This is a genomic window from Ralstonia sp. Ralssp135, assembly GCF_047304345.1.
Classification (GTDB): Bacteria; Pseudomonadota; Gammaproteobacteria; order Burkholderiales; family Burkholderiaceae; genus Ralstonia; species Ralstonia chuxiongensis.
In genome coordinates this window covers 1-24,400 of the sequence record NZ_JBGLYZ010000020.1, presented here as the reverse complement: position 1 = coordinate 24,400, position 24,400 = coordinate 1, and the positions used below count along the sequence as shown (strand labels likewise).

Annotated in this window: 21 protein-coding genes and 1 pseudogene; 3 read left to right on the top strand and 19 right to left on the bottom strand. The window is 64.4% G+C overall.

Annotated elements, in window-relative coordinates:
* Positions 1 to 15: 15 nt before the first annotated feature.
* The 15 genes from ACCD03_RS14940 to ACCD03_RS14870 form a co-directional block, all read right to left on the bottom strand.
* Positions 16 to 753 (bottom strand): DUF502 domain-containing protein, encoded by a 738-nt coding sequence (locus ACCD03_RS14940; protein WP_037027596.1) that lies wholly within the window; start codon positions 751 to 753, stop codon positions 16 to 18.
* A gap of 31 nt (positions 754 to 784) precedes the next feature.
* Entirely contained in the window at positions 785 to 1,126 is a 342-nt protein-coding gene (locus tag ACCD03_RS14935) for an FmdB family zinc ribbon protein (protein WP_325649702.1), read from the bottom strand.
* 248 nt (positions 1,127 to 1,374) lie between these two features.
* Positions 1,375 to 2,814, bottom strand: coding sequence for a sodium:solute symporter family protein (locus ACCD03_RS14930; protein ID WP_252691768.1), 1,440 nt, complete (start codon positions 2,812 to 2,814; stop codon positions 1,375 to 1,377).
* Between the two features lie 229 nt (positions 2,815 to 3,043).
* Positions 3,044 to 3,673, bottom strand: a complete 630-nt coding sequence (locus tag ACCD03_RS14925; protein WP_045203780.1) for a methyltransferase domain-containing protein — start codon at positions 3,671 to 3,673, stop codon at positions 3,044 to 3,046.
* A 23-nt stretch (positions 3,674 to 3,696) separates the two neighbouring features.
* Positions 3,697 to 5,274 carry a ubiquinone biosynthesis regulatory protein kinase UbiB gene (gene ubiB, locus ACCD03_RS14920; RefSeq protein WP_253536283.1) on the bottom strand — a complete coding sequence of 526 codons (1,578 nt, stop codon included), beginning with the start codon at positions 5,272 to 5,274 and terminating at the stop codon, positions 3,697 to 3,699.
* Positions 5,271 to 5,927: an SCP2 domain-containing protein gene (locus ACCD03_RS14915; RefSeq protein WP_325649707.1), complete on the bottom strand. Its 657-nt coding sequence runs from the start codon at positions 5,925 to 5,927 to the stop codon at positions 5,271 to 5,273. Before ACCD03_RS14915 ends, ubiB begins: the two co-directional genes overlap by 4 nt.
* Before the next feature lie 147 nt (positions 5,928 to 6,074).
* Positions 6,075 to 7,103, bottom strand: a complete 1,029-nt coding sequence (locus ACCD03_RS14910) for a Tim44-like domain-containing protein (protein WP_325649709.1) — start codon at positions 7,101 to 7,103, stop codon at positions 6,075 to 6,077.
* A 127-nt stretch (positions 7,104 to 7,230) separates the two neighbouring features.
* Complete coding sequence (gene ubiE, locus ACCD03_RS14905) at positions 7,231 to 7,962, bottom strand: bifunctional demethylmenaquinone methyltransferase/2-methoxy-6-polyprenyl-1,4-benzoquinol methylase UbiE (protein WP_004633265.1); 732 nt, start codon at positions 7,960 to 7,962, stop codon at positions 7,231 to 7,233.
* A gap of 52 nt (positions 7,963 to 8,014) precedes the next feature.
* Positions 8,015 to 8,431 (bottom strand): gamma-butyrobetaine hydroxylase-like domain-containing protein, encoded by a 417-nt coding sequence (locus tag ACCD03_RS14900; protein WP_413412162.1) that lies wholly within the window; start codon positions 8,429 to 8,431, stop codon positions 8,015 to 8,017.
* 35 nt (positions 8,432 to 8,466) lie between these two features.
* Positions 8,467 to 10,311 carry an ABC transporter ATP-binding protein/permease gene (locus tag ACCD03_RS14895; RefSeq protein ID WP_413412161.1) on the bottom strand — a complete coding sequence of 615 codons (1,845 nt, stop codon included), beginning with the start codon at positions 10,309 to 10,311 and terminating at the stop codon, positions 8,467 to 8,469.
* A 115-nt stretch (positions 10,312 to 10,426) separates the two neighbouring features.
* Positions 10,427 to 10,870, bottom strand: coding sequence for an HIT family protein (locus tag ACCD03_RS14890; RefSeq protein WP_413412160.1), 444 nt, complete (start codon positions 10,868 to 10,870; stop codon positions 10,427 to 10,429).
* Positions 10,867 to 14,901 (bottom strand): DUF3683 domain-containing protein, encoded by a 4,035-nt coding sequence (locus tag ACCD03_RS14885; protein WP_413412159.1) that lies wholly within the window; start codon positions 14,899 to 14,901, stop codon positions 10,867 to 10,869. Before ACCD03_RS14885 ends, ACCD03_RS14890 begins: the two co-directional genes overlap by 4 nt.
* Before the next feature lie 201 nt (positions 14,902 to 15,102).
* Complete coding sequence (locus ACCD03_RS14880) at positions 15,103 to 15,684, bottom strand: YqaA family protein (RefSeq protein ID WP_316676988.1); 582 nt, start codon at positions 15,682 to 15,684, stop codon at positions 15,103 to 15,105.
* Between the two features lie 57 nt (positions 15,685 to 15,741).
* Positions 15,742 to 16,989 (bottom strand): nucleoside recognition domain-containing protein, encoded by a 1,248-nt coding sequence (locus ACCD03_RS14875; RefSeq protein WP_325649718.1) that lies wholly within the window; start codon positions 16,987 to 16,989, stop codon positions 15,742 to 15,744.
* Positions 16,990 to 17,020: 31 nt separating this feature from the next.
* Positions 17,021 to 17,938 (bottom strand): ion channel, encoded by a 918-nt coding sequence (locus ACCD03_RS14870; protein ID WP_325649720.1) that lies wholly within the window; start codon positions 17,936 to 17,938, stop codon positions 17,021 to 17,023.
* 142 nt (positions 17,939 to 18,080) lie between these two features.
* Between ACCD03_RS14870 and ilvA the strand changes: the two genes are divergently transcribed.
* The 3 genes from ilvA to ACCD03_RS14855 all read left to right on the top strand — a co-directional run bounded on the left by ilvA (position 18,081) and on the right by ACCD03_RS14855 (position 21,984).
* Positions 18,081 to 19,601, top strand: coding sequence for a threonine ammonia-lyase, biosynthetic (ilvA, locus tag ACCD03_RS14865; protein ID WP_325649722.1), 1,521 nt, complete (start codon positions 18,081 to 18,083; stop codon positions 19,599 to 19,601).
* Entirely contained in the window at positions 19,601 to 20,437 is an 837-nt protein-coding gene (gene queF / locus ACCD03_RS14860; protein ID WP_413412158.1) for an NADPH-dependent 7-cyano-7-deazaguanine reductase QueF, read from the top strand. Before ilvA ends, queF begins: the two co-directional genes overlap by 1 nt.
* Before the next feature lie 224 nt (positions 20,438 to 20,661).
* Complete coding sequence (locus ACCD03_RS14855) at positions 20,662 to 21,984, top strand: transporter (RefSeq protein ID WP_413412157.1); 1,323 nt, start codon at positions 20,662 to 20,664, stop codon at positions 21,982 to 21,984.
* A gap of 1 nt (position 21,985) precedes the next feature.
* Here the strand turns inward: ACCD03_RS14855 and ACCD03_RS14850 are convergent, their stop codons facing one another.
* From ACCD03_RS14850 to ACCD03_RS14835, 4 genes and pseudogenes are all read right to left on the bottom strand, one after another.
* On the bottom strand, positions 21,986 to 22,519 hold the full coding sequence (locus ACCD03_RS14850; RefSeq protein WP_253536260.1) for a hypothetical protein: 534 nt from the start codon (positions 22,517 to 22,519) through the stop codon (positions 21,986 to 21,988).
* A 43-nt stretch (positions 22,520 to 22,562) separates the two neighbouring features.
* Complete coding sequence (locus ACCD03_RS14845) at positions 22,563 to 23,246, bottom strand: C39 family peptidase (protein WP_325649728.1); 684 nt, start codon at positions 23,244 to 23,246, stop codon at positions 22,563 to 22,565.
* A gap of 16 nt (positions 23,247 to 23,262) precedes the next feature.
* Complete coding sequence (locus tag ACCD03_RS14840) at positions 23,263 to 23,697, bottom strand: hypothetical protein (protein ID WP_045203795.1); 435 nt, start codon at positions 23,695 to 23,697, stop codon at positions 23,263 to 23,265.
* 124 nt (positions 23,698 to 23,821) lie between these two features.
* Positions 23,822 to 24,400 (bottom strand): annotated as a pseudogene (locus tag ACCD03_RS14835) (hypothetical protein); the annotation flags it as partial.

The following is a 24,400-nucleotide window of genomic DNA, read 5'->3' as shown; positions in this document are numbered from 1 at the left end:
GTTCGTATCGCCGGCTCAGGGTGCCGCGATGGCGCCGCCCTCTGCAGGCAGCGCGGTCGGATTCGAAGGGTCGCGCGGCCCTTGAGCCGGCGACCGGTCCTCCGTCTGTGGCGAGGCATCGGGCGGGTCCATGCGGCGCGGCAGCGCTTCGGGCGCCACGACCCCCATCGACACGATGTACTTGAGTGCCGCATCCACCGTCATGTCCAGCTCGATGGTGTCGGCCTTGGGCATCATCAGGAAGAAGCCCGACGTCGGGTTGGGCGTGGTCGGCACGTACACGCTGACGTACTCGCCCTGCAGATGGTTCTCGACATCACCGCCGGGGCGGCCGGTCAGGAAGGCGATCGTCCATGAGCCTTCGCGCGGGTATTGCACCAGCAGTGCCTTGCGGAATGCATTGCCGTTGGACGACAGCAGTGTGTCCGACACCTGCTTCACGCTCGAATAGATCGGGCCGACCACAGGAATGCGGCCCACGAGCGCCTCCCACCACAGCACCAGCTTCTGGCCGATGAAGTTGTGCGCCAGCACGCCCACGATCAGGATGAACGCCAGCGTGAGAATCGCACCCACGCCGGGAATGCGCCGGCCAAACAGCTGATCTGGCTGCCATGCCGACGGCAGCAGCGCCAGGCTCTGGTCCATCGTGCCGATGATGAGCGACAGCACCCACAGCGTGATCGCAAGCGGGACAAGCACCAGAAGACCGGTTAGGAACCATGTCTTGAGTGCGCTGGTTTTCTGTTTCATGGGGCGATGGACCGAAAGGTAAGCGATGCGATCAGTGGCAAGCGCACGACGTGCCGCAACCACCAGACGCAGCCGGCGTGCTGGCACTGGACGACGCGCTGTCCGACGAGGCGGCAGCTGCCGCAGGCGCAGCAGCGTCCGTCTTGGCCGCCGAACCGGTTGCCGGAGCCGCAGCCGATGCACCGCCCGAGCCACCGCGGAAGTCCGTCACGTACCAGCCCGAACCCTTGAGCTGGAAGCCGGCAGCGGTGAGCTGCTTCTTGAACGCCGGCGCGCCGCATGCGGGGCAATCCGTCAGCGGAGCGTCGCTCATCTTCTGCAGCACATCTTTGGCGTGGCCGCAGGCGTCGCATCGATAAGCATAGATCGGCATGGTGTCCTCACCCTGAAACAAACAAATGACAAGAAAGCGGTTGGATTGCCCGCGCTTCCCGCAAACACGGTGCGGGAAATAATGCACACGGGCTCACGCAAGATCGGGGCAGCTGCGCGCCATACAAGTGCTGGCGCGCAAAGCCTTGAATTATAAACCCTTTTGGGGGAATTCCCGACCGCAGATTCGGCACGGGCGATGGCGATGTGCGACAAAGTGGCACACCGCGCACGCCTGCAGCGAGACGCTCAGGCTTGCGTGGCCGCCTTGGTGGTCGGCGCGCGGTTCGCGATCCACTGCGGCCCAAGCGAGCCCAAGACCATCGCGCCGAAGCTGGCCAGGAGGCCAACCAATTGTGGCGGAAGCATCGCATCGGGCAGGAACACTTCGCACCAGATCCATGCCGCGAGGCCCAGGATGATGGCCAGCAGACCACCCTGCTTCGTTGCGCGCTTCCAGAACAGACCGAAGGCCAACGGCACGAACGCGGCCACCAGCGTTACCTTGTAGGCACTTTCGACCATGTGGAAGATCGACAGGTGCGAGTTCAGCGCGAACAGCGTCACCAGCACCGTGAACGTCAGCACCACCGCCTGCATCACGCGCAGGAAGCGCTTGTCGTCCATGTTCGGCAACAGCGGGCGCAGCACGTTTTCGGCAAACGTCACGGACGGCGCCAGCAGCGTCGCGCTCGCGCAGCTCTTGATGGCCGACAGCAGTGCGCCGAAGAACATCACTTGAGCGAAGATCGGCGCATGCTGGAGCACCAGGTTCGGCAAGATCATCTGCGAATCGGTATCGATGTACTTCGCGACCATCTCCGGGTCGATAAGCGTGGCGGAATACGCCAGGAACATCGGCACGAACGCAAACATGAAGTACAGCACGCCGCCCAGCACCGATGCCGTACCGGCGATGCGCTCGGTGCGCGATGACGTTACCCGCTGGAACACGTCCTGCTGCGGGATCGAGCCGAGCATCATGGTGATCCACGCTGTCACAAAGCCGATGACCTCGATCGGGTTGAACGCCGGCCAGAACGAGAACTTGCCCGAAGCCGCCGCGTGCGCCACCACCGTCCCCACGCCACCGGCCTGGCCCGACACCTCCCAGCCGATGTACAGCATGCCGATCACGATGATGATCATCTGGATGAAGTCCGTCACCGCCACCGACCACATGCCGCCGAACAGCGTGTAGACGAGCACGCTGCCCGCGCCGATCATCATCCCGAGGTCTTGCGAAACCGCGCCGTCAGACACGGTGTAGAACACCAGGCCCAGCGCCTTGATCTGCGCCGCCACCCAGCCCAGGTACGACACGACGATGCACAGGGTGGTCAGCGTTTCGGCTGCGCGGCCAAAACGGTTGCGATAGAAGTCACCAATGGTGAGCAGGTTCATCCGGTACAGCGGCTTGGCGAAGAACAGACCCACCAAGATCAGGCACAGCGACGAGCCGAACGGATCGGCCACCACACCGTGCAAGCCGTCCTTGAGAAATTCTGCGGGAATCCCGAGCACCGCCTCGGAGCCGAACCAGGTGGCGAACACCGTGGCGGTCACGACATAGAACGGCAGGCTGCGGCCAGCCACGGCGAAATCGGCGGTACTGCGCACCCGCAGTGCCGCCCACAGGCCGATCCCGACCGAAATCACCCAGTAAACAATGACAAACCAGATCAGCATGGCAGCGCAGAAAGAAGCTGAAAAACCCCATGGCGGCCAGGTTTTGGGCCCCTGGGCGCGGGCAAAGTGGCCGGATTATAGCGATGGGACCGGGCGCCGGGGCATCGGCGCGACCACGAACGTCGCCCCGTTTGCCAGATTTCCAGGCGCCCGCCCGCAACCGGCGTCGGCAGGCTTTTTGTGACCGCGGCCCATGTTGCTTCGCACCAACACTGGCCGGGGAAACGCATCAATCGGCGCGGCGGCGCCAGACTTGCCAGCGCTCGCGCCCGGCGAACACCGGAATGGAATCGGCTTCGGCAATGGGCATATCGCTGATGCGCTCGAACGCGGGCGATAGCAGCCCATCCAGCTCGGGTTGCGTGGTCTCGAACGGCGGCCCCTTGGGCGCTGCCTCCCGGCCTTCCACCACGGCAAAGAAGCCGGCCAGCAAGCCGCCTGGCGGCAGCAGTTTTGCCACCTGCGCAGCGTAATCGGGCCACAGACGACGCGGCATGGCGCACAGGAAAGCGCGTTCGTAGATCCATTGCACCGGACGCGGCGGCGAAAAGCGGAAGAAATCCGCCAACTCCACCACGCCGGCATGCGGGCCCAGCAGGGTCTTGGCCGATGCCACGGCACTTGGCGCAAAGTCGATGGCCGTAACCGGCCAACCGCGGTCCGCCAGCCAGCCGGCCTCATAGGCGTTGCCGCAACCGGGAATCAGCGTGGAAAGCGGCGCAGGCTGCGCTTCACAGAATTGCCGGAACGCCGCGGGCACACCGGCGGCATCCCAGGGCGTGTGCTCGCGGCTGAACCGCTCGTCCCAGAAGGCGGGATCGGCGGCATCACGGGATTGGAAGACGGGCGGTTGGGCCATGGCACTCAGAAGGTGAGGACAGATCAGTAGCGGGCCATCCAGGCCAGCACATGCGTGGCGACGATGCCGACCGCGAAACCACCGACGAACAACAGCGCGGCAGACAACAGCCGGTTCGTGCGCTTTTGCTCGGCAAGCAGTGCGGTCAGCGCCGCGGTCTGCGCATTGCCGTCCTCCCGGGAGCGGCGATCCAGAATCTGGTACACCAGGCGCGGGAAGTCGGGCAGCTTGTTGGCCCACTGCGGCGCCTCGACCTTCAGGCGCTCGACAAAACCGCGCCAGCCGATCTGCTCGTGCATCCAGCGTTCGAGGAATGGCTTGGCCGTCTTCCACAGGTCCAGATCCGGATCGAGCTGGCGGCCAAGGCCCTCGACGTTAAGCAGGGTCTTCTGCAGTAGGACGAGCTGCGGCTGCACTTCCACGTTGAAGCGGCGCGAAGTCTGGAACAGCCGCATCAGCACCAGACCCAGCGAAATTTCACCCAGCGGCCGATCGAAATACGGCTCGCAGCATGCGCGGATGGCGCCTTCCAGCTCTTCCACGCGCGTCGCTTCCGGCGCCCAGCCGGACTCGATGTGCAGCACCGCCACGCGGTGGTAGTCGCGCTGGAAGAACGCCAGGAAGTTCTGCGCGAGGTAGTTCTTGTCGAACTCCGACAGCGCCCCGACGATGCCGAAATCCAGCGCGATATAGCGGCCCAGCGTCTCGGGTGCCACGCTCACAAGGATGTTGCCGGGGTGCATGTCGGCATGGAAAAACCCGTCGCGGAAGACCTGTGTGAAGAAAATCTCCACGCCGTCGCGCGCGAGCTTGTGCATGTCGACGCCGGCGGCGCGCAGCTCTTCGGTGTGCGAGATCCGCATGCCGTGCATGCGCTCCATCACGAACACCTCAGACGTGCACCAATCCCAGAAAACCTCGGGCACCAGCAGCAGGTCGGACTTGGCAAAATTGCGGCGCAACTGGCTGGCGTTGGCCGCCTCGCGCATCAGATCAAGCTCGTCGTGCAGGTACTTGTCAAACTCGGCGACCACCTCGCGCGGCTTCAGGCGCTTAGCATCGGCCCACAGCTTTTCCATCCAGGTAGCGAGGTCCCGCATGAGCGCGAGGTCGCTGTCGATCACGGGCAGCATGCCCGGGCGCAGCACCTTGACCGCCACCTCGCGGCCGTCGTCCGGGCCGCCGCGCAACGTGGCGAAATGCACCTGCGCGATCGACGCGCTCGCCACCGGATGATGATCGAAACGATGGAACAGCGCAGACAGCGGCTTGCCGAGCGATTTCTCCACGATGGCCGCCGCCACCTTCGGGTCAAACGGCGGTACGCGATCCTGCAGCTTGGCCAGTTCGTCAGCCACGTCGGGGGGCAGCAGATCGCGCCGTGTTGATAGCACCTGCCCGAACTTCACGAAGATGGGGCCGAGCTGCTCCAGCGCCAGTCGCAGGCGCTCACCGCGCGGGAGCTTGGGTTTGCGGCCCAGCGTCAGCAGCCAGACCAGCGCGCGAATGCGGCGGCTCTTGAAGCCCGACAACGCGAGCTGATCCAGCCCGTAATACAGGATGACGAAAACGATCTTGCCCAGCCGGAATAAGCGCGTCATGCCGATTCACCCTGACGGATGGTCCGGATGGCCGGTCGTGGGGATTTTTCGAGCCGCTCCAGCCGCTTGGCCAGACGCGCTTCGGCATCACGCAGTGCCGCCACATCGGCGGCGAACTGCGCGAGGCGCGCATGGCGCACGAGCGTCGGTTGCTCATCGGTCAGGTACGACGCCACCGATTCCGCCAGCGAACGACTGACGCGCGTGGCCTCGGTGCGGGCGGCCTGCGCGCCGCTGACCATACGCTGCGCGATCACATCACCAAACACGCGCGACAGATCTTCCGCCGCATCCCAGCGCAGATTGCGCAGCAGCGTGGACAGCACGTTGGCGAATTCGGCCTCGCCTTCGATGCGCACATGCTTAAGCACGGCGGCCTGCCCGCCCGTGGCGTAGTCGCCTGCTGCAGCCGCGAGCGGCACGACAACAGTCACGGCTGGTTCAACGTCAGGCTGGGGGCCCGTCACCAAGCCGGCTGCGTCCACCTGCAACGACATCGACATGGGCGCCAGATCAAAGCGTGCGACGCGGCCCGCGAACGGCCGCAGTGTCTCCTGCGCCCAGGGCTCCTGGCGTAGCAGATGGTTGAGCGCGAGCAGCAGCGGCTGCATCAGCACAAGCGGAAACGGAGACGAAGTGGCTGTCGAGGACATGCGGTGATGGTGCGCAAAAACAGCAAGAAAACAGCAAGAAGCGGGCTGGCGGCGGGCGACAAAAAAGGGCCCGAACCAAACGGTCGGGCCCTATTTTACGGGGAATGTTGAAACGGCCGTTTTGCGGCGCTTCAAGTTGTTACAGCATCACTGCAGCTGTTGGATACCCGCCAACACCCAGCCACCCGCACCCTGCGTCGGCTTGGTCAAGTTCCATACCTCGGCAAACGGCTGTGCGGGCGCGTTGGCTTCTTCGCGGATCATGCCCGAGAAGCGCACGCTCGCGAGGTACTCGGCGGCTTGCGTTTCGATGCCCAGCATTTCGGCTTCGACCGAAACCACGTCGGTCTTGTTGGGCGACGTGCCGCGGTCAGCCAGATCCATTTTGATCTCGGCAAACATCTCCGGCGTGGTGAACTCGCGGATGTCGTTGAGATTGCCGGCATCCCAAGCAGCCTGCAGGCGGATGAAGTAGACCTTGGCGTTGCGCAGGAAAGCTTGCGTGTCGAAATCCGCTGGCACGCCCCACGGCTGCTGCGGTGCGGCCGCAGCAGGCTGCGCGTTGATGGCCTGCGCGCCGGAAGCCGCCGGACCACCCAGGTTCCACGACTGTGCAGCGGTTGCCGCGCCAGCGCCCAGGCCCGACGTGTTGCCGGTGTTCAGCGATGCGGCGGCCGGTGCGGCAGGTTGCGGCACGTACGGCTCACGGTCGCCGCCCAGCGACGGGCCACCCGTGGCATAGGCCGGACCTTGCGGACGGCTGCCGCGCACCTTACGGATGATCCACATCACCACGAAGGCGACGAGCGCGATCAGGATCAGGTTCGACAGCAGCGAGGCGAGGCCCGCGCCCAGACCGAACTTCGACAGCAGATAACCGATACCCAGACCGGCTGCCAGGCCACCCAGCATGCCGCCCCAGTTACGTCCAGGCTTTGCCGCCGGCGCGGCCGGAGTCGGCGCAGCTGGCGAGGGTTGCGCAGCCGGTGCGGCCTGCTGTGTCGGCGACGGCGTTGTGGCCGGCGGCGTCTGTTGGCGTTGCGTCACGGTAGACGATTGCTTGCCGATGCTGCGGCTGCCACCCATGCGCTTGGCGTTGGCGTCAATTGCCGTGCCCAGTGCGAGCGACGCGACCAGCGCGCCCGCCATCAATTTTCCACCCCAATGCAAACTCATCGCTGTCTTCTCTCCAATGGCAGTGACGCCATTAGATGAAGACGTCAATGCGGAAATTCAATGTGAAGGATCGTGGCATATCGCCGCAGCGCGCTACATCGCCCATCTGGTGGAACGATGGACACACTTAGAGGCGACGGCCAACGTGCAGAGCCACGACACCCGCTGTCAGATTGAAGTATTCGACCGAGTCCAACCCGGCCTGTTCCATCATCTGCTTGAGCGTTTCCTGATCCGGGTGCATGCGGATGGACTCGGCCAGGTAGCGGTAGCTCTCTGGGTCGCCCGCCACTTTGCTACCCAGCCACGGCAGCACCTTGAACGAGTACACGTCGTAGGCCTTCTCCAACGGCTGCCACACCTTGGAGAACTCCAGCACCATGACCTTGCCCCCTGGCTTCACTACGCGGCGCATTTCTGCGAGCGCGCGATCCTTGTGCGTCATGTTGCGCAAGCCGAATGCCACTGTCACCACATCGAAGTAAGCATTCGGAAAGGGAATGTGCTCGGCGTCGCACAGCGCGGTTGGGGTGAGCACACCGGCATCGAGCAGGCGGTCACGGCCGACGCGCAGCATCGACTCGTTGATGTCCGTCAGCCACACCTCCCCGGTGGGGCCGGCCTGGCGCGCAAAGGCCTTGGCAAGATCACCCGTGCCGCCGGCAATATCGAGCACCTTATAGCCCGGGCGCACCGCTGCCTGGGCGATAGTGAACATCTTCCACACGCGATGCAGGCCACCGGACATCAGGTCGTTCATCACGTCGTACTTGCTAGCGACGGAATGGAACACGCCGGCAACCTTGCCGGCCTTCTCCTGCTCATCGACCTGCTGGAATCCGAAGTGGGTTTGGCTCATGACAGAAAGGGATACGGATGCAGCGCGCAGGCGCTGCGATGTGAATCGGGAATCAGTGGCTGTGGCCGCAGGCGTGGCCAGCGTTCTCTGCCATCGGGGCGTCACGGTTGAGGCCGGCTGCGGCCAGGCGATCGAGATATGCCTGCCACAGCGCGTCATGCTCAATGCCGAGGCGGTACAGGTAGGCCCAATCGAAGATGCCGGAATTGTGGCCGTCGGAGAATAGCGGCCGGATCGCGTAATTGCCAACCGGCTCGACGCCGACGATGCCCACATCGCGCTTGCCCGTCTGCAGAACTTCCTGACCAGGGCCATGCCCCTGCACTTCGGCCGACGGCGACAGCACGCGCAAGTATTCGAACGGCAGGCTGAACTGCTTGCCATCGGCAAAGGCGATCTCCAGCACGCGTGATTGCGTATGCACGGTGATGCCGGTCGGGTGCGGGGTGTCGGCGGAAAGTCCGGCCATGGAAAGCGTCTCGTCGAGTCAAAAAAAACTGTGTTTCAGGAAGCTGCCAGCGCCATGTGCGCAGGCTCTTCCACCACCCGATAGCTTACCGCAGTCAACGGATCGCCCTCGGGGATGTAACGCAAGCGGCGATGGTGGAATCGTGCCACGGTGCTGCGGTGTGCCACGCTGACGATGGTCATATCAGGCATCGATTCGAGCATCAGGCTGTACATGAACGCCTCGGTATCTTCGTCGAGTGCGCTGGTGGCCTCGTCGAGGAAGAGGTAATCGGGGCGCTGCAGCAACGCCCGCGCAAAAGCCAGGCGCTGCTGCTCACCGGGGGACAGGCGCAGGCTCCAGTTGCTCACCTCATCCAACAGGTCGGTCAGTGCCGGCAACCGGCACGCGTTCAGCACCTGGGTCAGGCGCTCAGCGGTGTACTGGGTGGCCAGATCCGGATACGAAAGCGCATCGGCCAGGGTGCCAGACGGCAGATAGCTGCGCTGCGGCAGGAACAGCACGCGGGCATCGTCGGGCACCTCGATGCGGCCGCTGCCATACGGCCAGATGCCGGCCACGGCGCGCACCAGCGTGCTTTTGCCGCAGCCCGACGGGCCGTTGACGAGCACGCGCTCACCGCGTGCGAGCGTCATGTCGAATGGCTCGACCAGCAAATCTTCGGGCTTGCGGTTTGGGAGGTTCAGCGCAAGGGCGCGGGCTTCGATAGCAGGTACGGCTGCGATCTCGACCTCGACATCGCGCACGCCGGCGCGGTGCTCTTCTTCGCGCTCGGCGGCGCGGATGGCGCGCTGGAATTCGATCAACCGGTTGGTGGAAGCCTTCCAGGTGACCAGCGTGCGGTAGTTCGTGACAAACCACGACATCGCGTCCTGCACTTGTCCGAAGGCCGTAGCGACCTGCATCATCCCGCCCAGCGTGAGCGTTCCGCCAAAGTAGCGCGGCGCCGACACCAGAAACGGAAAGATGATGGCGAACTGCGCATAGCCGGAACTGGCGAAAGTCAGGCGCCGCGTGTAGTCCATCAACTGATTCCAATTGGTGCGGATGCGTTCGAAACGGCCGCGCAGGATGGCTTTCTCGGTCGGCTCGCCGCGGTACAGTGCGATGCTCTCGCTGTTTTCGCGCACGCGCATGAGCAGGAAACGGAAGTACGCCTCGTAACGTTCCTGCTGGAACGACAATCCGATCAGCGGCCGCCCCACAAAGTGGATGATGACCGAGCCCACGATCGAGTACAGCAGCGCAAACCACACCATGTAGCCGGGAATCACGAAGTCGTGGCCGCCCAGGCTGAACGCCAGCGGCCCAGACACCGCCCACAGGATGCCGAAGAACGACACCAGCGTCACAGCCGAATTCAGGAACCCCAGCGCCAAGGTGAGCGTTGCATCGGTGAAGGTGCGCAGGTCGTCGGCAATCCGCTGGTCGGGGTTGTCGGCGCTGCGCGTCTGTTCCAGGCGGTAGAACGCCTGCTTGCCGAGCCAGTCGTCGAGGAAGCTGCCGGTAATCCACGTCCGCCAGCGCATCTGCAACATCATCGAGTAGTACAGCCGCATGATCGAGCCAATGATCAGCAGCGCGGCAATCCATGAGAAACGCAGCAATTGCGCCCAGAACTCGCCGTAGTTCTTCTGCTCGAGCGCATTGTAGAAAAGCCGGTTCCAATCGGTGAACAGCACGTTCATGAACACGAGGAACAGGTTCAGGCCGATCACCAGGGCAAGAAGCCCCCAGGCCTTGTGGCGATCATCCGAAAACCAGTACGGACGAATCAGTTGCCAAGTCTCCGAGAGATTCAGCCGCCCATGGTGGACGGTCAATTCGGAGATGGAATCCTTGTGGGAATCGGGCGTGGCGGCGGTGCGCGGTGTCGTCATGGCGAGGGCGTTGGCGCAACAGAAAGAGAGTCAGACGTCCTGCGCGCCATAGGGGTTCCGCGCACGACGTGGCGATGCGTTACCAGGCGTCACCCGACGCTATCGCCCACGGGGCTCAAGCGTCGGCGAGCGCCGCTTGGAGCGCGTACGACAACGCCGGCAACTTAGCCGTGATCTCGGCCATGCGCGCGGTATCGGGCGGGCGCTGCTCGGGGCCCCACACGGCTTCTGGAAAATGTGTATCCCACCGATAGCGCGGGATGACGTGCCAATGCAGATGCGGCACGAAATTGCCGAAGCTGGCGAGGTTGATCTTGTCCGGGGCCAGTTCGGCGCGCAGCACACGCTCAACACGGGTGACAACTTCCATCAGCCAGTGGCGATCGGCGTCAGACAAGTCGGTCTGCTCGGCCACGTGGTCGTTCCAGATGACACGGCAGAAGCCCGGAAAACGCGCGTGCTCGACCAGCACCACGCGCGCCTTGGCATTACGCCAGACAGGCTCGCCGCCATCCGCCTCGCACAGCGCGCAGCCTGGCGTCCGCTCGATCGTTGTCACACCAGCACGCGCTCGATGCCGCCGGCGTTGGCCTGCGCAACGTAGTCCTGCAGCCAGGTCTCGCCGAGCACATGACGCGCCATCTCGACCACGATGTAGTCGGCCTGCACCGAGACATCTTCGGTGTAGCGCGACAGGCCCTGCAGACACGCCGGGCAGCTCGTGAGGATCTTCACGTCGCCGTTGAACGCCTCGCCCTGGCCGTTGGTCTGGCCAAGGCTGCGCAGCTTGTCGGCGCCCTTCTGCATCTCCTCTTCCTTGCGGAAACGGACCTGCGTGGAGATGTCCGGTCGCGAGATCGCCAGCGTGCCCGACTCACCGCAGCAGCGATCATTCTTCTCGATCGCGTGGGTCTGGCCGTCAGCGCCGATATTGCCGCCCATCAGCTGGTTGACCAGCTTGGTCGGGTCCATGGTCTTGATCGGGGTGTGGCAGGGATCGTGGTACATGTACCGCGTGCCCTGCACGCCGTCGATCTTCACGCCCTTCTCCAGCAGGTATTCGTGAATGTCGATGATCCGGCAGCCCGGGAAGATCTTGTCGAATTCATATCCGGCAAGCTGGTCGTAGCAGGTACCGCAGCTCACCACCACCGTCTTGATGTCGAGGTAGTTGAGCGTATTGGCCACGCGGTGGAACAGCACGCGGTTGTCGGTGACGATCTTCTCGGCCTTGTCGAACTGGCCGGTGCCGCGCTGCGGATAACCGCAGCACAGGTAGCCCGGCGGCAGCACCGTTTGCACGCCGGCGTGCCACAGCATTGCCTGCGTGGCCAGGCCCACCTGCGAGAACAGGCGCTCCGAACCGCAACCCGGGAAGTAGAAGACCGCCTCGCTGTCCGGCGTGGTCGCCTTCGGGTTGCGGATGATCGGGACGATCTCGTTGTCCTCGATGTCCAGCAACGCGCGCGCGGTCTTCTTGGGCAGGTTGCCCGGCATCTTCTTGTTGATGAAGTGAATCACCTGCTCGCGCACCGGCGGCTTGCCCACCGTGGCAGGCGGACGAGCGGTCTGCTTCTTGGCGAACTTCTTCAGGATATCGTTGCCCAGACGCTGCGCCTTGTAGCCCCAGTCGAACATCACCTTGCGCGTGAGGTTGATCGTCTCGGGGTTGGTCGCGTTCAGGTAGAACATCGCCGCTGCGGTGCCGGGGTTGAATTTCTTCTGCCCCATCTTGCGCAGCAGGTTGCGCATGTTCATCGACACATCGCCGAAGTCGATCTTGACCGGGCACGGCGTCACGCACTTGTGGCACACCGTGCAGTGGTCGCCCACGTCGGCAAACTCTTCCCAGTGCTTGACCGACACGCCGCGGCGCGTCTGCTCTTCGTACAGGAAAGCCTCGATGAGCAGCGAGGTGGCAAGAATCTTGTTGCGCGGGCTGTAGAGCAGGTTGGCGCGCGGCACGTGCGTGGCGCACACCGGCTTGCATTTGCCGCAGCGCAGGCAGTCCTTGATCGACTCCGAGATGGCGCCGATGTCGCTCTGCTGCATGATGATCGACTCGTGCCCCATCAGGCCGAACGACGGCGTATAGGCGTTGCGCAGATCAGCAGCCAGACCTTGCGGGTCGTTGATGTCGCGCAGCAGCTTGCCCTTGTTGAAGCGGCCGTTCGGGTCGACGCGGCGCTTGTAGGCAGCAAAGTCGGCGATCTCTTCGTCGGTCAGGAATTCCAACTTGGTGATGCCGATGCCGTGCTCGCCCGAAATCACACCGTCCAGCGAACGCGCAAGCGTCATGATGCGGGCCACCGCCTTGTGGGCGTCCTGCAGCATGTCGTAGTCATCCGAGTTGACGGGGATGTTGGTGTGCACGTTGCCGTCGCCGGCGTGCATGTGCAGCGCCACGAACACGCGGCCGCGCAGCACCTTCTTGTGGATCGCCTGGGCCTCGTCGAGGATCGGCTTGAACTCGCCGCCGTTGAAGATCTTGCGAAGCTCGGCGCGAATCTCCGCCTTCCACGACACGCGGATCGTACGATCCTGCAGCAGGTGGAACAGGTTCGCCTCGGGCTGATTCACCAGACGGTCGTCGATGGTCTGCGCCAGATAGCCCAGGCCGAGGCCAATGAGGCTGGCGCGCGCAGCCGTAACGGGCGTGTCGAGATGGTCCAGCAGGTATTGCCAACGTGCACGCGTGGCACGCAGCAGTTGCTGCGCCTGTTGCACGCGGTCTTCCAGCAGTTCGGCGCTGGGGATCTCGTTGGCGTCGTCGGTGCGGCCGAGCGGCAGGTTGCTGCCGGCGAAGAAATCGAGCAGCGCGTCGGTCAGCTTGAGCTTGCTCTTGATCGACAACTCGATGTTGATGCGCTCGATGCCGTCGGTGTACTCGCCCATGCGATTGAGCGGGATCACCACGTCTTCGTTGATCTTGAAGGCGTTGGTGTGCTTCGCAATCGCTGCCGTGCGCGAGCGGTCCAGCCAGAATTTCTTGCGTGCCTCGGGGCTCACGGCCACGAAACCTTCGCCGCTCTTGCCGTTGGCCAGGCGGATCACCTCCGACGTGGCGCGCGCCACGGCATCATCGTCGTCGCCAACGATGTCGCCGATCAGCACCATCTTCGGAAACGCGTTGCGCTTGCTCTTGGTGGCGTAGCCGACCGCGCGCAGATAGCGCTCGTCCAGGTGCTCCAGACCCGCGAGGATCGCGCCGCCGGGCTTCTTGGTCTCGGCGTCGAGGTAATCCTTGATCTCGACGATGCTCGGGATCGCGTCGCGCGCCTGGCCGAAGAACTCCAGGCACACGGTGCGGATCGACTTGGGCATGCGGTGCAGAATCCAGCGCGCGCTTGTGATGATGCCGTCGCAGCCTTCCTTCTGCACGCCGGGCAAGCCGGCCAGGAACTTGTCGGTGACGTCCTTGCCCAGCCCTTCCTTGCGGAACTTGCGGCCTTCGATGGTCAGCGTCTCGGTGCGCAGCAGCTTGGCTCCGACCGGCGCGTTGCCGTCGAACCACTTCAGCTCGAACGTGACGACCGGCGCGTCGTGAATCTTGCCGAGGTTGTGATTGAGGCGCTGGACTTCCAGCCAGTTGCCGTCCGGATCAACCATGCGCCACCAGGCGAGGTTATCCAGCGCGGTGCCCCACAGCACAGCCTTCTTGCCGCCGGCGTTCATGGCGACGTTGCCGCCAATGCACGACGCGTCGATCGAGGTCGGGTCCACGGCGAAGACGAGGCCGGCCTTCTCCGCCGCATCCGCCACGCGACGCGTCACCACGCCGGCGCCCGAGTAGATGGTCGCCACGGGATGGTCAACGCCAGGCAGGTCGGTCATCTCGACCGCGTCCAGACGCTCCAGCTTTTCCGTATTGATGACGGCCGAGAACGGCGTGAGCGGCACGGCGCCGCCGGTGTAGCCAGTGCCGCCTCCGCGCGGGATGATGGTCAGACCCAGTTCGAAGCAGCCCTTGACGATCCCGGCGATCTCTTCTTCCGTATCGGGCGTGAGCACAACGAACGGATATTCGACGCGCCAGTCGGTGGCGTCGGTCACGTGCGACACGCGCGACAGGCCGTCGAACTTGATGTTGTCCTTCGCGGTGACGCGGCCGAGCACCTTCTGGGCGCGACGGCGCAGGTCGTACACCTGGGCGAATTCTTCCTGGAACGCCTTAACGGCACGGCGGGCATGCACGACCAGTTGCTCGACCTTGCTGGCACGCTCGTCGCCCACCGGATCGTGGTGCGAATCGTGGTCGGCCACGCGGCGCTTCTCGATCTCCGCCAGGCGGTGATTGAGCGCGTCGATCAGCATCTGCCGGCGCTTCGGGTTATCGAGCAGGTCGTCCTGCAGATAGGGGTTGCGGCGCACCACCCAGACGTCGCCCAACACTTCGTACAGCATGCGTGCCGATCGGCCGGTGCGGCGTTCGGCGCGCAGTTCGTCCAGGATCTGCCACGCAGACTCTCCCAGCAAACGGATGACGATTTCCCGATCCGAGAACGAGGTGTAGTTGTAGGGAATCTCGCGCAGCCGGGGCGCAGCGTCCTGCGCCGTGAGTTTGGCGTCGATCAGAAGTGGGGCATTCATGGCGTGCCGCTGGGGAGGGAGGGCGCGGCAAAGAGGGCCCAAGCCGCGCGGTCTTTAAAGGGCGATTGTACTGCAACGCGCGTCGTTGATGCGTCGCAGCAACGGTATCCCTGCCAGTGATATGGGCGACAAAACCGTCGCGTTTTCAATGGCTTGCGAAAAGTTTACGGCCGCTAAAGTGCCGCATGCGCCACGCAAAGGTCACATCATCACAGCTTTGATCCAGCCGAGGATGCCGTGCCAGAAGCCGTCCGGCAGGGTCATCAGGGCCGCAGTCATGGCCAGATAGCGTAGAAATTTGCCGATGGCCATGTACATGGCGCTGGGCCAGAACTTCAGGCGCAGCCAGCCGGCCAGCGTGCAGAGCGGGTCGCCAATGCCGGGCAGCCAAGACACCAGCAGGGATGCCGGCCCGATGCGGCGCATCCAGCGGAAGTATTTTTTGTCGAGCGGGGGCTCGCGGTGGCGCTTGGGATGCGGCACATGCTGGGCGTGCTCGGTGTTGTGCTGACGGCGGCGGCGCGCAAGGTGGTAGCGCACCAGCGCCAGCTTGGCCGCATAGCCCATCCACCAATCGACCACGCCGCCCAGTGTGTTGCCGAGTGTGGCCACGACGATGGCCGGCCAGAACATGTCCGGGTTGAGCTTGATGTAAGCAAAAACCGCCGGCTCTGAGCCCAGCGGCAGGAGGGTCGCCGAGATGAAACTGACGACGAAGATGGCAGGCAGCCCGACCTTGGGCAGGGCGAGCGTGGCAAAAAGCGTGTCGATCCACTGTTCCATGCGGTCGATTGTAGAGGGCGGGCGGTCGCGGCGTCGCTTGGGGGCCGCCCTAGCCGCTCAGGCGAAGAACAGGTAGGCGACCAGCACGGCGCCGATCAGCCCGATCAGGTCGGCCCACAGCCCGCAGACCAGTGCGTAGCGCGTGTCCTTGATACCAACGCTGCCGAAGTACACAGCCAGCACGTAAAACGTGGTCTCGGTCGAGCCCTGGATGATGGCGGCCAGCTTGCCCTGGAAGGAATCCACGCCGTAAGTCGTCATCACGTCGACCATCAGGCCGCGCGCGCCGGCACCGGACAGCGTCTTCATCAGCCCCACGGGCAGCGCGGGCACAAAACGCGTGTCGACGCCCAGGTGCGCAAACAGCGCGGAAAGCCCCTGCATCAGGAAATCCATGCACCCCGCCGCGCGAAACACGGCGATGCCCACGAGCACCGCAACCAGATACGGGACGATGCCGATCGCCACCTGGAAGCCGTCCTTGGCGCCATCGACAAAGGTCTCGTACACGTTGATGCGGCGAATTGCCCCACACACCAGGAACGCCACGACGATGGTGAGGATGGCGCCCGCGCCGATCAGGCCGATCCAGGCGGCCATCTGCTGTGGCGGAAACTGGCGCAGCCACGCAAACAGCAGCCCCATCAGCGCGACGAAGCCCCCGAAATACGCCAGCAGCGTAGGCTTGAACAGATTGATGCGCTGATACCACGCCACCGCCGCAATGCCCGCGCAGAAGCCGATGAACGTGGACAGCAAGGTCGGCAGGAAGATGTCTGCCGCGTTGAAACCGACCAGGCCCTGCTTGACTGCCATAGCTTGGCGGATGGCGATGACGGACGTCGGCACCAGCGTCACGCCAGCCGTGTTGAGCACGACGAACATCAACTGCGCATCGCTGGCGCGCTGCGGCTGCGGGTTGATCTGCTGCAGCTCCCGCATGGCCTGCAGGCCGAGCGGCGTGGCGGCGTTGTCCAGGCCGAGCACGTTGGCCGAGACGTTCATCATCATCGCGCCGTTGGCGGGGTGGCCGGCGGGCACCGAAGGAAACAGGTGCCGCATCAGCGGGTTCACGAGCCGCGCGAACAGATCGACCACGCCGGCGCGCTCGCCCACGCGCATGATGCCCAGCCACAGCGCCATCATGCCGGTCAGGCCGATCGCGATTTCGAAGCCGGTGCGCGCGGCATCGAACATGCCGGTCAGCATGCGGGAAAAGACTTCCATGTCGCCCTGCACCACCTGCACGCATGCGGTAACGAAGGCAACGAGAAAGAAGGCGAGCCAGACGAGGTTCAGGGCCACGGGGGTTGCGCGTTGGAATCGGACAAGCCGGTCATTGTGCCTGCGGCGGCGTCTCGATCGGATGGATCAAGTGGAAGTTGTCGTAGTCGACCGACGTGACGCCGCCCTCGTCACGTATGAGGTCGGCATAGCGGTGGTTCCAGCGGATCTCGTCGTGCCGCCAGGAATAGCGCGCCTGCACGGTTTGCGCCGCGGTCTCGTCGGCGCCCTCGATCGTGAGCAGCAGCAAGGCGTCACCGGCGGCGAGCGATTCTGCGGTGGCGCCATGCAGCGGGCTGGTTTCGTCGATCACGTGCATCATCACCCAGCCCAGCAGGAAGATCGGATGCTCGCTGCGCTCAAGCTTCAGGTCGTGGATCTTGTAGATCGAGTAGCCCTCGGGCGAGACCTCGTCCTGCATCAGGCGCAGCCGGGCGGTGGCCTCTGCGATGACGTTCTGGCGCGCATTGGCCGCCCGCAGCATCAGCGTGGATCTGCCGTTGAGCGGCCGCACGACAACATTGCGCGCAAACATGATCTTGGCGCGCGGGCGCGAGAACCGCGCAAATACCAGCCCCGTCGCCATGGCAATGCCCGACATGCCGATGAAGATCTCCAGCGTGGCGATGACGTGGGCATAGAGCGTTTGCGGGTGCATGTCGCCGTAACCGACGGTGGCCAGGGTCTCGACGCTGAAAAAGAATGCCCCCACGAAGCCCGGCGGCGACTGGTTCGCGATCGCGCCGTCGCCCAACGAATACAGCCCCGCGAATACCGCATTGAGCGCCAGGAACAGCGTCGCCAGCAGCGCGAAGAAGGTCGGCCAGTTGACCTCAAGCGCGTGGTGATAAAGGTCACGCCAGCCCAGCGGCGGCATGCCGTAGGCAATGACGTGCTGCGTGCCGGACCAGACTTTTCGGCCCCGACGCGCGCGTCCGGCACGCTCGGAGGAAGACGACGGGGTGTTCATGGAGGCCTCTCGCCGATGATGCGCTGCGCCCGCCCGGGCACGGCCGGGGCAGTGTACCGACCGGCACGCGGGTCCGGCAAGGCGGCCCAGGCGCCGCGTGATAGGCTTACGGGCTCTGTTCACGTCCAACCCGGTCCGCACCATGGCCATCGATTACCTCAAGAAAATCCTGACTGCGAAGGTCTATGACGTCGCGGTGGAAACCGAGCTGAAGTTCGCGCCCAACCTGTCGGCGCGCACCGGCAACCGTGTCTACCTCAAGCGCGAGGATGACCAGCCGGTGTTCTCGTTCAAGCTGCGCGGCGCCTACAACAAGATGGCCTCGCTCACGGCGGCCGAGCGCAAGCGCGGGGTGATTACGGCATCGGCGGGCAACCACGCGCAGGGCGTGGCCTTCAGCGCGGCCCGGATGGAGTGCAAGGCCGTGATCTGCATGCCGGTGACGACGCCGCAGCTGAAGATCGACGGCGTGCGCTCCCGCGGCGGCGAATGGGTCGAAGTCGTGCTGCACGGCGAGAGCTATTCCGACGCGTACGACCACGCCGCCAAGCTGCAGGAAAAGCACGGCTACACCTTCGTGCACCCGTTCGATGACCCTGAGGTGATTGCCGGCCAGGGCACCATCGCCATGGAAATCCTGCGCCAGCATCCGCAGCCCCTGCATGCCATCTTCTGCTCGATCGGCGGCGGCGGGCTGATCTCGGGCGTTGCGGCCTACGTGAAGGCCGTGCGGCCGGACGTCAAGGTCATCGGCGTGCAGAGCGTGGATTCCGACGCGATGGCGCGTTCGGTAGCCGCTGGCAAGCGCGTCGAACTGAAGGAAGTGGGCCTGTTTGCCGACGGCACCGCGGTGAAGCTGGTGGGCAAGGAAACCTTCCGCATCACGCGCGAGCTGGTCGACGAAATCATCACCGTGGATACGGATGCCATCTGCGCGGCGCTGAAAGACGTGTTCCAGGACACCCGCAGCCTGCTGGAGCCGTCGGGCGCGCTGGCGCTGGCTGGCCTCAAGCAGTATGCCGAGACGCACAAGCTGAAGAACGAATCGCTGGTGGCCGTGGCCAGCGGCGCGAACATGAACTTCGACCGCCTGCGCTTCGTGGCCGAGCGCGCCGAAGTGGGCGAGGCGCGTGAAGCCGTGTTTGCCGTGACGATTCCGGAAGAGCGCGGCAGCTTCAAGCGCTTCTGCGAGCTAGTCGGCTGGTCGCGCAACGTGACGGAGTTCAACTACCGCATTGCCAGCAAGGACGCGGCGCATATCTTCGTGGGTGTGCAAATTGCATCGCGCGCCGAGGGCGACAAGATTGCCGAGAACTTCCGCAAGCACGGTTTCCCGACGCTGGACCTGTCCAACGACGAACTCGCCAAGCAGCACATCCGCTACATGGTGGGCGGGCGTTCGCCGCTGGCGGAGAACGAGCATCTCTATCGTTTCGAGTTTCCCGAGCGGCCCGGCGCGCTGATGAAGTTCCTCTCGAGCATGAGCCCAAACTGGAACATCAGCCTGTTCCACTACCGCAATCAGGGCGCAGATTCGAGCAACATCCTCGTCGGCATCCAGGTACCGAAGAACGAGAAGCGCGAGTTCAAGGCGTTCCTCGCCACGCTGGGCTATACCTATTGGGACGAAAGCGAGAACCCCGTCTACAGCCTGTTTTTGTGATGAGCAACCAACCCGAACATTCACCGCTGGGTAAGACCTCCGCGTACAAGACGGAGTACGACCCGAGCCTGCTGTTTCCGATTCCGCGCCAGGGCAAGCGCGACGAGATCGGCCTCGCCGCCGGCACGCCCCTGCCCTTCTTCGGCGTCGACCTCTGGAACCTGTACGAACTGTCGTGGCTGAACCTGCGCGGCAAGCCGCAGGTGGCGCTCGGCACCGTGATCGTGCCGGCGGATTCGCCCAACATCGTTGAATCGAAGTCGTTCAAGCTGTATCTGAATTCGTTCAACCAGACGAAGGTGGCGTCGCACGAAGCGCTGCAGCAGTTGATCCACCACGATCTGTCGGAAGCCTGCGGCGCGCCAGTGCAGGTGCGTATCGTCCCCCCGGAGGAATTTTCCCGGCAGAAAATGGGCGAACTCGATGGCCTGCTGCTCGATCGCCTGGACATCGAAACCGACGCCTACCAGCCCACGCCCGAGCTGCTGCATGCCGATGAGGAAGAAAGCCCGGTGGAAGAAACGCTGGTGTCGCACCTGCTGAAGTCCAATTGCCTTGTAACGGGCCAGCCGGACTGGGGCAGCGTGCAAATCCGCTACGTGGGTGCGCCGATCAATCAGGAAGGGCTGCTGAAGTATCTGATCTCGTTCCGCGAGCACAACGAGTTTCACGAGCAATGCGTGGAGCGAATCTTTACCGACATCCTGCGCCAGTGCCGGCCCGTCAAGCTGGCCGTGTATGCGCGCTACACGCGGCGCGGCGGGCTGGACATCAACCCGTTTCGCACAAACTACAACACGCCCTGGCCGGATAACCTGAGAAACGCGCGTCAGTAAGCGCTGACACTGCACAAGCCACGCACGGCGCCTTCGGGCGCCTTTTTTCTTGCCTGAGCGATCCACCAAACGGGCATTTCGGCCTCGTCCATTTTGTGGACGGCTCCGCCCTGTCGTTTCACGCGCGCTCGCCTATAGTGGTATCCGCAGTACGCCACCCGGGGGAATCGTGAAGCGTCCGTCCGCAGCCAGCGGTAAGGACACTCTCGACGGGGGACATTGCCATGATAAAAACGCCATGGAAGCCGCAACGTGGGTCAACCCAAGCGGTTACGTGCGCATGCCTGCTGCTCTGCGGCGGGCCGGTTCTCGCGCAGACCAACGAGCCGGTGGACGACAAGCCACCCAGCCTGGAAGCGCTGCAGCGCGAGCTTGCCGATACGCAGGCGCGCCTGCAGGAACTCAAGCGCTCGATCCAGCAACAGGAAACGCACCTGCGACGCATGCGGCGCGCGCTCGGCATGAGCGAGGGCAAACTCGACACCGTGCGCGGTGCCGGTGCTCCTGGCGCGGCAGGCGACGTATCGGAAATTGCGCAGAACGACCAGCCCGGCACCACGCCCGTCGGCAAACCGCCGGAGCCACCAGACCGGCCACCCCGCATCGCGCAGATCTTCGATGAGCCCAGCGCGCTCACACCGCCGGGCAAGGTCGTTGTCGAGCCGTCATTGCAGATGGCGTATTCGTCGTCCGACCGCGTGGCGCTGGTGGGCTACACCATCATCCCCGCGCTGCTGATCGGGCTGATCGACGTACGGCAGGTCAAGACGACCACGCTCACCGGCACGGTTGCGTTGCGTTACGGCCTGGCGCGGCGCTGGGAACTGGAAGCGCGCGTGCCCTATGTCTACAGCGCCAGCGACACCGTCAGCCGCGAACTGTTCACCGGCACGGCGACAGACAACGCCTTCAGCTCGCACGGGCGCGGCATCGGCGATGTGGAACTGACCGCGCGCTACCAGATCAATGCGGGCGGCGTCGACAAGCCGTTCTATATCGGCTGGCTGCGCTTCAAGACGCGCACCGGCAAGGATCCGTTTGACGTCACCACCGATTGCGTGACGCGCTGCGTGAGCAATACCACGGGCACCGGCCTGCCTCTGCAGCAGCCCACGGGCTCGGGCTTCTTCGCCGTTCAGCCGGGGCTGACGTGGCTGTTCCCAACGGACCCGGCCGTGTTCTTCGGCAGCATCAGCTACCTGCACAACTTCGAGCGCAAGGATGTGAGCCTGAACCTGGTGGACGGTTCGAAACAGTTCCTGGGCAACGTGAAAGCCGGCGACATCATCGGCCTGAACTTCGGCATGGGGCTGGCGCTGAACGAGAAGGCATCGTTCTCCATCGGCTACGACCAAAGCATCATCGCGCCGACCACACAGAACGGCCAGCGCGTGCCGGGCTCGGTGCGGACAATTCTGGGGACGTTGCTGGTCGGCTATTCGTACCGCCTCTCGCCCAAGATGTCGCTGAACCTGTCGGTGGGGGCAGGCTTGACGCGCGACACGCCGGACCTGACCGTCACGCTTCGCCTGCCGATCCAGTTCTAGCTCAGTGCAGCATGGTGACGACGTTGGCCAACGCGCCTTGTAGCACGTTGGCCAGATTCATCTGACGGAATTGCGGCAGGCTGTTGACCGCCGCATTGATGGTCGTCACCGCCTGCAGCGTCTGGTTGTTCAGGCTGTTCTGGATGACCGTGGCCGCCGTTGCCGCGCCCGCGGTCACATCGGGCGGTGCGACATTGTTGGGGCCGTTCTGCACGAGGTTGACCGTGTTGACCACCGAGGCCAATTGCTGCGCCTGGGTGGCCGTCATGCGTGCCACATCCGGAATGTTGACCGATGCGCTCGCCACCAGATCGCCGTTGACGTAGACCGCCCGGTCGATGCCGAACGAGATGTGCAGCCCCGCAAGTGAGGGCACATCAAACCCGCCGCGCATGTCGTCGAGCTTGTCTTCGGACACGGCGCGCCACGCATGGACGGGATTGTTATCCATGCCATCCATGCCGGCAGCAAACGCATGCCCGGCCGCAGCCAGCGCGAGCCAGCCGGCCCACGCCATCTTGCCAAACCGCTTCATGATGCCCTCCTGCCGGACTACCGGACTGCCATGCAGACGATGCTCAGAAATCGGACGGACCGTGCTTGGGAACAACGATGTTTCCCAGGCCACTGCGGTCCATGCCCTCCTCCAGCGGCGCACGCGGTGCCACGCGCCAATCCGATGCGGCGTTGAACGTCGCCCCCGCCTCGCGGTTGTGGACGACGAACAGCAAATGGTTGTCCCACATGCTCTCGAAACTCGCACGCGGGATCGCACGCGTGCCCATGGCCGGATCGCCCACCAGCACACGCCCCTCCTGCACGCCCTTGACCACCACGAAGTGGTGATAGCCGTTTTCGGTCAACAGCACGATGGCCGGCAAGTGGGCGTCCTTCAATGCATCCAGCGGCTGCTCGAAACCATCGGCCTCAAAGCCTACAGACGCCAGATAGCGTTTGATGTCGAGCAGCGAAAACCCTTCTCGCCGGATCTTCTCCTGGTTGCCATGCTCGTACATGGCCTGAAACACGGTCTGCTCGCTTACCGGATAGCCGTACTGATACGTAAGCAGCGTCGCCACCGCGGCCGACCCGCAACTGAAGTCGAAACGCTGATGCACGGTACGCAGATAGCGCGCGGCCTTCATGCTCGTCACGGGCACGGCATACGTGCCACCACCCGTGCCGAGCATGTCGATCGCGCCCGCCAACGCGGGCCCGCACATCAGTGCCATCAGCACCGCACCGCACGTCTTGCGCATCATTCCGTCCTTCACAAGCTCAAGGCCGGAACTGCACGTTGACGATGGTGGCGTTTTGGATCAGCACGTTCGCTCCGCTGTTCTGGATGACCGTGGGGATCCCGCTGGCGTTGGCAAACGAGCCGTCGCGCACGATGTTCGACCCCGTCGCCACATTCACGGCGGCGTTGTCGCTCACGGTGCCCGACAGGCGCGCGTCATTGACGGTCTGGTAGAGATCCTGCGTGCCGCCGCGATAGCTGTCGAGCCGATCTGCTCCCACCGCATGACCGAACCCAGGCACCGACACGGCAGCGGCGACCGGGGGACGCACCGCTTCCGTATTGGCTGTCTGAGCACCGTCTGCGATTGACGCATCGTCCGCCGCCATCGCCGCTGCCGCTGGCCACACTGCCAGGCCGCATGCCAACCACCATGCCGCCCATCCTGCTGTGGTTCTTCTGTCGGATCGCATCGAATGTCTCCTATACGCTCCAACTGCGGGCCGGACCACGGATGCGGTCCGGCCCAGTCCACCGCCATGCGCGCAACGTCACCGCACGCGCAGCGGCACTTCCCCGCTCACGCCCGATGTCGGCTCAATGGCCGACATTCAGGTTGGCCTGCACGTTGACGCTTTGCTGGACGAGAGATGCGAAGCCGCTGTTCTGGTTCGCAATCATCACCCCGGCAGCGGACTGGCCGACACTGGTCATGGCGTTGGACATGTTGAACGTGCCTGCGTCCACCATGACCGTACCGCCTGCACCGCCGGTGCCACCCACCGCACCGTTGCCGACACCGCCATTGCCCACGCCGCCTGCACCGCCGGCCGCACCGACTGCACCCACAGCGCCATTGCCCGCCGTGGACGATGCTGCGCCATTGGTCGCGCTGCCGTTGGTCGCGCTGCCGCCTGCGCCGCCATTGCCTGCCACGTTGGTAGCTGCACCGCCAGCGCCTGCCCCGCCACCCGTGCTGGTGCCGGTGGCACTGCTCGAGCCCGTGCCCGCACCAGCGGACGCCGTTGACGAGCCGCTGGTGGTGGAGCCGCCAGCGCCGCCTGCACCGCCTGCCGAGGCACTGCCGCTACCCGTGGCTGCGCCGCTGCCGTGATGGCGGTTCGCATCGCCACCGCTGGCGCTGGACGTGCCGCCTGCCCCGCCGCCACCGCCGCC